Source organism: Pseudomonas sp. P4795, from assembly GCF_048822895.1.
In the GTDB taxonomy this organism is placed as follows: domain Bacteria; phylum Pseudomonadota; class Gammaproteobacteria; order Pseudomonadales; family Pseudomonadaceae; genus Aquipseudomonas.
In genome coordinates this window covers 631,688-639,910 of record NZ_JBMFBT010000005.1, presented here as the reverse complement: position 1 = coordinate 639,910, position 8,223 = coordinate 631,688, and the positions used below count along the sequence as shown (strand labels likewise).

The following is an 8,223-nucleotide window of genomic DNA, read 5'->3' as shown; positions in this document are numbered from 1 at the left end:
GTCCTACAGCATGTGATCCAGTTCCGAATTTAAACTTTCCGACATACGGTCATTCCGGTTGCCATCATCCGACGCAGCACCCTTATTTGCTGTGATTCACGACAAGAAGTTCTGGGAAACATTTACCATGCGTTCGCAACTGTTCAAGGCTCTACCTTTCGCCCTCGTCGCCTCTTTCGTACAAGCACAATCCCTACCAGAAGCGATGCAACAGGCAATGGATGTCCATCCGGAAATCCAGGCCGGGGTCAACAGTCGTTTGGCTGCGGATTATCAGTTAAGAGCGGCCAAAGGTGGATACCTGCCGAAGGTCGATCTGCTCGGCGGTTATGGCCGTGAAGGCACCGACAGCGTCACGACCCGCTCGGGTGGAAACAGCAACCACTGGGAAACTCTGAACCGCAGCGAGTCAAGTTTGCGTCTCTCGCAAATGGTTTTTGACGGTTTTGCGACGTCGAGTGAAGTAGGGCGTCAACAAGCCACCGTTAACTCCCGTGCCTACTCCCTGCTCGGCACCTCCGAGCGCACCGGGCTGACCGTGGCCCAGGTTTACCTCGACGTGCTGACGCGTCGCGAGTTCGTGCGTCTGGCCGAGGAAAACCTCAAGAGCCACCAGCGCATTTACGACCAGATCCAGTTGCGCACCCAGCGGGGTGTCGGCAGCGGCGCTGACCTCGATCAGGCCGAAGCGCGCATGGCCCAGGCGCGCAACAACCTGATCACCGAGCAGACTAACCTCGCCGACTCGGAAACCAACTTTCTCAGCGCCGTTGGCCAGATGCCTGACCAACTTGAGCGCCCGGCTCCATTTATGGCGATGTTGCCAGCCAACCTGAATGAAGCCCGTGCGCAAATGCTGGAAAACAGCCCGATCCTGCGCTCGGCCGAGTCCGATATCGCCGCCGCCGAAAAGCAGTACGCCACCGCCAAGTCGACCTTCTACCCACGCTTTGACGCTGAACTGGGCCGCTCTGCCGACAACGACCTCGACGGCCAGAACGGTCACAACAACGAATGGCAGGCCATGCTGCGCATGCGTTTCAACCTGTATTCGGGTGGCAGCAACAAGGCTGATCTGGAATCCAAGTCCTACCTGGCGAATCAGGCGCTGGACATCCGCAACAACGCTTTGCGCCAGTTGAACGAAGAACTCGGTCTGGCCTGGAACGCTCTGAACAACGCCAATGCCCAAGTGCCGATCGCGCAGCAGTACGTCGATCACAGCACCTCGGTGCGTACCGCGTACCAGCGTCAGTTCAGCCTCGGCGAGCGCACCCTGCTGGATTTGCTCGACAGTGAAAACGAACTGTTCACGGCTTCGCGCCGTCTGGCCGAAATCCAGAACATTCAGTTATTTACTCAGTACCGAATCAAGGCGACCATGGGCGAGTTACTCAAAAGCCAAGGAGTGGTCGCGCCATTGGCATCCGTTGTGCAGAACGACGTGAAGCCCAAGGTTCAACTGCCTGGGATGAATTGAGTTGTCCCCTTTCAACAGTTAAGAGTGCCGAGCGTGGAATCAGAAGTCAGTCGAGTTAATCTCAGTCATGATCCACGCGCGTTGCACGACGATCCTTTACTGGATGGTCTGCTCGCTCTTTGCATGCTGCACCAGAAACCCGCCAGCGCGGCGATGCTCACCACCGGCCTGCCGCTGCCCAAACAACGCCTGAGTGTCGAGCTGCTGCCGCGTGCAGCGGCGCGCGCCGGCCTGCAAGGGCGGGTGTTGCAACGAAAACTGGAAGAGATTCCGGCGATTGCGATGCCCGCGCTGTTGCTGCTCAAGGATGGCCGCAGTGCCGTACTGCTCGGCTGGCAGGGTGAAAACGAAGCTCGGGTGCTGCTCAGCGAAAGCGATGGCGGCGAATCCTTGGTCAACCGCGAACTGCTGGCCGACGATTACCTCGGCAAAGTGTTCTTCGCCCAGCCGCAGCACAAATTCGACGTCAACCACGGCACGCTGATCCCGCGCGCGCGTTCGTGGTTTCGCGACACCCTCAAGCGTTCGCGCTGGCTGTATGTCGACGCCATCGCCGCCAGTTTCCTGATCAACATCATCGCCATGGCCGCGCCGCTGTTCGTGATGAACGTCTACGACCGCGTGGTACCGAACCAGGCCGAAGCAACCCTGTGGGTACTCGCACTGGGCATCACCGGCGCCTACATGTTCGACCTGATCCTCAAGAGCCTGCGCAGTCTGTGCCTGGATCTGGCCGGCAAGAAAACCGACCTGATCATCTCGGCCACGCTGTTCGAGCGCATCGTCGGCATGTCGATGAAATACCGCCCGGCGCGGGTCGGCAGCTTCGCGCAGAACATCCATGAGTTTCAGAGCCTGCGCGACTTCCTCGCTTCGCTGACCCTGACCAGCCTGATCGACCTGCCGTTCACCATCCTGATCTTCATTGTCATCGCGATTCTCGGCGGGCATCTGGTGTGGATCCCGGTGCTGGCGTTCCCGATTGCCCTGCTGATCGGCTACGCGTTGCAGAAACCACTGGTCGCGACCATGGAACGCACCATGGCGCTTGGCGCCGAGCGCCAGTCGAGCCTGATCGAAACCCTCGCCGGCCTCGACGCGGTCAAGGTCAACAACGCCGAAAGCGAACGTCAGTACCAGTGGGAACAGACCATCGGTACCCTCAGCCGCCTCGAGCTGCGAGTGAAAATGCTTTCCGGTCTGGCGATGAACATCACCCTGCTGATCCAGCAACTGGCCGGGGTGATCATGATCGTCTTCGGCGTGTACCAGATCATCGCCGGCAACCTGAGCATGGGCGGTCTGATCGCCTGCTACATGCTCAGCGGCCGCGCTCTGAGTCCGTTGGCCTCGCTATCCGGTCTGTTGACCCGTTACCAGCAAGCCCGCGTAACCATGACTTCGGTCGATCAGATGATGGAGCTGCCGCAAGAACGCAACTTCGAAGAACGCCCGCTGAGCCGCAAGGTTCTGCAAGGCGCCATCGAATGCCGCCAGCTCAACTTCACTTATCCCGAGCAGCAAAACCCGGCGCTGAAGAACATCAACCTGGTGATCCGTCCCGGCGAGAAGATCGGCATCATCGGCCGCAGCGGCTCGGGCAAAAGCTCTTTGGCTAAACTGTTGGTGGGTCTGTATCAGCCGGATGACGGCGCTTTGTTGGTCGATGGTGTGGATATCCGCCAGATCGACGTCAGCGAGCTGCGTTACAACATTGGCTACGTGCCGCAGGACATCCAGCTGCTGGCCGGGACCCTGCGCGACAACCTGGTTTCCGGCGCGCGTTACGTTGAAGACGAGCTGGTGCTGCAAGCCGCCGAATTGGCCGGCGTGCACGAATTCGCCCGTCTGCATCCGCAAGGCTACGAGCTGCAAGTCGGCGAGCGCGGACAGAACCTGTCCGGCGGCCAACGCCAGAACGTTGCCCTGGCGCGGGCGCTGTTGCTCAATCCGCCGATCCTGTTGATGGATGAGCCAACCAGTGCCATGGACAACACTGGCGAAGAACGCCTCAAACAACGCCTCGCGGCCGTGATTGAAAACAAGACCGTGGTGCTGGTGACGCACCGTGCTTCGTTGCTGTCGCTGGTGGATCGCCTGCTGGTGATCGATCGCGGGCAGATTCTCGCCGACGGCCCGAAAGCCGCAGTGATGGAAGCGTTGAAGAAGGGGCAGATCAGTGTTGCTTAAGTCGGGTTTCAAGGATTCGATTCGTCGCTACTTCAAAGGCTCGGCGTCGTTGCAGGGCCAGCCGCTGCCCGAGGTCAACAAGGCCTTGATCGAAGATGCGCCACGCGTGGTGCGGCTGACGATTTGGGCAATCATCGGTTTCTTCGTGTTTCTGATGCTGTGGGCCAACTTCGCCGTGATCGACGAAGTGACCAAGGGCGACGGCAAGGCGATTCCATCGTCGAAGATCCAGAAAATCCAGAACCTTGAGGGCGGGATTGTCTCGGAACTGTTCGTCAAGGAAGGCCAGATCGTCGAGGCCGGCGCACCGCTGATTCGTCTGGACGACACACGTTTCGCCTCCAACGTTGGCGAAACCGAGGCTGATCGGCAGTCGATGTTGCTGCGCGTCGAGCGCTTGAGCGCCGAGGTCGATGACCGTCCGCTGAGTTTCCCCGAAGACGTGGTCAAAGCCGTGCCCGGCCAGGCGAAAAGCGAAGAGTCGCTGTACATCAGCCGTCGCCAGCAGTTGCACGACGAGATTGGCGGTTTGCAGGAGCAGTTGATTCAGCGTCAGCAAGAGTTGCGCGAGTTCAGCTCCAAGCAGGCGCAATATCGTCAGCAACTGAGCTTGCAGCGTCAGGAAATCAACATGTCCGAGCCGCTGGTGGCGCAGGGCGCGGTCTCCCCGGTTGAAGTGCTGCGCCTCAAGCGTGCCGAAGTGGAAACCCGTGGTCAGCTCGACGCCACCACGCTGGCAATTCCGCGCGCCGAGTCGGCGATCAAGGAAGTGCAGCGCAAAGTCGACGAGACGCGCGGCAAATTCCGCAGCGAAGCGCTGACTCAACTCAACGAAGCGCGCACCGACCTGAACAAGGCCCAGGCCACCGGCAAAGCGCTGGAAGACCGGGTCAGCCGCACGCTGGTTACCTCGCCAGTACGCGGGATCGTCAACAAGATGCTGGTCAACACCATCGGCGGCGTGATCCAGCCGGGCAGCGATCTGCTGGAAATCGTCCCGCTGGATGACACCTTGCTGGTCGAGGCGAAAATCCGTCCGCAGGACATCGCGTTCCTGCATCCGGGCCAGGAAGCGACGGTGAAATTCACCGCGTACGACTACACGATTTATGGCGGGCTGAAAGCCAAGCTCGAGCAGATCGGCGCCGACACCATCACCGATGAAGACAAGAAAACCACTTACTACATTATCAAGCTGCGTACTGATCGGAGCCACTTGGGGACTGACGAGAAGCCGCTGCTGATCATCCCGGGGATGGTGGCGTCGGTGGACATCATCACCGGCAAGAAGACCGTGCTGAGCTATCTGCTCAAGCCGATCATCCGCGCGCGGGCTGAGGCGCTGCACGAGCGCTAATTCTCTATCAGTCTCACTGCGAGCAAGCCCTGTAGGAGCTGTCGAGTGAAACGAGGCTGCGATCTTTTGATCCTGTTTTTTACAATCCAAATCAAAAGATCGCAGCGTTCCGCAGCTCCTACCGGGGACGCAGCGCAGCGCGTTTAAGCCAATAAGTGACACAAAACGTCACTCACCATCCAGTTCATCCCACACCATTCGCCATAGGGTTATTCGTTAAAAGTATTTAAAAACCACTTCTTATATCTATAAAGTCATTTCCCTGCGTACCTGCCGACCAATCGGCGCGCCGCACGACACGAACCAACACGCAATCCAGCGTGAGTTTCTGATCGACGCGCGCGCCTTTGAGCGTGCCGTGCGTGGGAGATTGATTGATGTCCGCAGCTACTGCTACCCCAAGCGCCGCGACCCTCGCGCCGCAAATCTTCGAGATTCGCCCGTTCAACGGCGCGGTCGGCGCCGAAATCATCGGCCTCGACCTGACCCGCCCGGTCAACGACCAGGACTTCGCGCGCATTCACCGTGCGCACCTCGATCATCATGTCGTGGTGTTCCGCGACCAGCGTATTACCCCGCAGCAACAAATAGACTTCAGCCGCCGTTTCGGTGTGTTGCAGATCCATGTGCTCAAGCAGTTCTTGTTGGCCAATCACCCGGAAATCCTCATCGTTTCCAACATCGTCGAGAACGGCCAGAACATCGGCCTCGGCGACGCCGGCAAATTCTGGCACTCCGACCTTTCTTATAAAGAGCTGCCGAGCCTCGGCTCGATGCTGCACGCGCAAGAGTTGCCGTCCGAGGGTGGCGACACGCTGTTCGCCGACATGCACAAAGCCTGGGATAACCTGCCAGAAGCGCTGCGCACAGCCGTCGAAGGTCGCTCGGCTGCGCACTCCTACACCGCGCGCTACAGCGAAACAAAATTCGAAGGCAACTGGCGCCCGACCCTGACCCCGGAGCAGCTGGCGCAGGTCGCGGAAGTGGTGCATCCGATCGTTCGCACTCATCCGGAAAACGGCCGCAAGGCGTTGTTCGTCAGCGAAGGTTTCACCACGCGCATCGTCGGTCTGCCGGAGGACGAAAGTCAGCAACTGCTCGCCGAGCTCTACGCCCACAGCGTGCTGCCGGAAAACATCTACCGCCATCAATGGCAGCCGCACGACCTGGTGTTCTGGGACAACCGCTCGCTGATTCACCTTGCCGCCGGCTGCCCCGCGCACCTGCGCCGCAAGCTGTATCGCACCACCATTCAGGGCGACGCGCCTTTCTGATTTGCCGGAGATTCAATCATGTCCAAACGTCTTCCATTCGCACCGCTGGCGGCTGCCATCGGCCTCGGTTTCAGCCTGATTGCCAGCAGCCTGGTCGCGCCGTCCGTGGCTCATGCCGAAGGTGAAATCCGTATCGCCGAACAGTTCGGCATTGTTTATTTGTTGCTCAACGTGGTGCGTGATCAAGGACTGATCGAGAAGTACGGCAAGCAGGAAGGCCTCGACATCAAGGTTGACTGGACTCAGCTGTCGGGTGGCGCGGCGGTCAACGATGCGTTGCTCTCCGGTTCGATCGATATAGCCGGCGCCGGGGTCGGCCCGCTGCTGACGATCTGGGATCGCACCCACGGCAAGCAGAACGTCAAAGCCGTGGCCTCGCTGGGCAACTTCCCTTACTACCTGGTGAGCAACAACCCCAAGGTCAAAACCATCGCCGACTTCACCGAAAAGGATCGCATTGCCGTACCGGCGGTCGGGGTCTCGGTGCAGTCGCGCTTCCTGCAATATGCGGCGGCCATGCAGTGGGGTGACAAGGAATTCAATCGCCTCGACAAGTACACCATCGCGTTGCCGCACCCGGACGCTACCGCCGCGTTGATCGCTGGCGGTACCGAACTGACCGGGCATTTCTCCAACCCGCCGTTCCAGGATCAGGCGCTGGAAAACCCCAATGTGCACGTGGTGCTGAATACCTATGACCTGCTCGGGCCGAACTCGCCGACGGTGCTGTTCGCTACCGAGAAATTCCGCGACGAGAACCCGAAAACCTACAAAGCCTTCGTTGAAGCGCTGACCGAAGCTGCGCAATTTGCGCAGAACGATAAAGGCGCCGCAGCGGATACTTACATCCGCGTGACCAAAGCCAAGATCGACCGCGCCGCGTTGCTGAAAATCATCGACAACCCGCAGTTCGAATTCAGCGTCACGCCGAAAAACACTTATCCACTGGCCGAATTTCTCTACCGCGTCGGCGCGATCAAAAACAAACCTGAATCGTGGAAGGACTACTTCTTCCAGGACGTCAAACCGCTGCAAGGGAGCTGATCGCGATGAATGCCCCTTTGCCAGGCCACGCGGCCAGCAACCCGATCGCCACGGCGCAGGCGCTGTTGGCGGTTGATCACGTCAGCCTGGAATACCGCACGCCGCAACGCGTCGTTCGCGCCACGCACCAGGTCAGTTTCGAAGTCGATCAGCAAGATCGCTTCGTGCTGCTTGGCCCGTCAGGTTGCGGTAAATCCACGTTGCTCAAAGCCGTCGCCGGATTCATCGCGCCGTGCGAAGGCGAGATCCGTCTACAAGGCCAGCGCGTCGACGCGCCGGGGCCGGACCGGATCGTGGTGTTTCAGGAATTCGATCAGCTGCCGCCGTGGAAAACCGTCAAACAGAACGTGATGTTTCCGTTACTCGCCTCGCGCACATTGAAGAAAAAGGAAGCTGAAGAGCGTGCGCTGCATTACCTGGAAAAAGTCGGCCTGGCAGCGTTCGCCGATGCCTACCCGCACACTTTGTCCGGCGGCATGAAAGCGCGGGTGGCCATCGCGCGAGCGTTGGCCATGCAGCCAAAAATCCTGCTGATGGACGAGCCGTTCGCTGCCCTCGATGCACTGACCCGCCGCAAGATGCAGGAAGAGTTGCTGCTGCTCTGGGAAGAGGTGCGCTTCACGCTGTTATTCGTCACGCATTCGATTGAAGAAGCGCTAGTGGTCGGCAATCGCATCTTGCTGCTGTCGCCGCATCCGGGCCGGGTGAAGGCCGAAGTGCACAGCCATCAATACGATTTGCAAAGCCTTGGCGGTCTGGCTTTTTAGGAATCGGCGCGGCGTATTCATCGCTTGTTGTTCGACGAAGGTCAGGCGCGGGAAGCTGAGCGCGAGCTGGATTTCAGCGACATTCGAATTGCTTATTGAGCCTGGAGGATT

General features: G+C 59.4%; 5 protein-coding genes and 1 pseudogene. All 6 read left to right on the top strand.

Features of this window, described 5'->3' with window-relative positions:
- Positions 1-127: 127 nt before the first annotated feature.
- The 6 genes and pseudogenes from ACOI8A_RS17975 (at position 128) to ACOI8A_RS17950 (ending at position 8,211) form a co-directional block, all read left to right on the top strand.
- Complete coding sequence (locus tag ACOI8A_RS17975) at positions 128-1,480, top strand: TolC family outer membrane protein (RefSeq protein WP_420651008.1); 1,353 nt, start codon at positions 128-130, stop codon at positions 1,478-1,480.
- 33 nt (positions 1,481-1,513) lie between these two features.
- The gene (locus tag ACOI8A_RS17970; protein WP_420651007.1) at positions 1,514-3,670 is read left to right on the top strand and encodes a type I secretion system permease/ATPase; all 2,157 of its coding nucleotides are present in this window, start codon (positions 1,514-1,516) and stop codon (positions 3,668-3,670) included.
- Complete coding sequence (locus tag ACOI8A_RS17965) at positions 3,660-5,027, top strand: HlyD family type I secretion periplasmic adaptor subunit (protein WP_420651006.1); 1,368 nt, start codon at positions 3,660-3,662, stop codon at positions 5,025-5,027. The genes ACOI8A_RS17970 and ACOI8A_RS17965 overlap by 11 nt, the downstream gene beginning before the upstream one ends.
- 377 nt (positions 5,028-5,404) lie before the next feature.
- Entirely contained in the window at positions 5,405-6,301 is an 897-nt protein-coding gene (locus ACOI8A_RS17960) for a TauD/TfdA dioxygenase family protein (RefSeq protein WP_420651005.1), read from the top strand.
- Positions 6,302-6,319: 18 nt separating this feature from the next.
- Positions 6,320-7,345 (top strand): ABC transporter substrate-binding protein, encoded by a 1,026-nt coding sequence (locus ACOI8A_RS17955; protein WP_420651004.1) that lies wholly within the window; start codon positions 6,320-6,322, stop codon positions 7,343-7,345.
- 5 nt (positions 7,346-7,350) lie between these two features.
- Positions 7,351-8,211, top strand: a pseudogene (locus tag ACOI8A_RS17950) (ABC transporter ATP-binding protein).
- Positions 8,212-8,223: the final 12 nt, after the last annotated feature.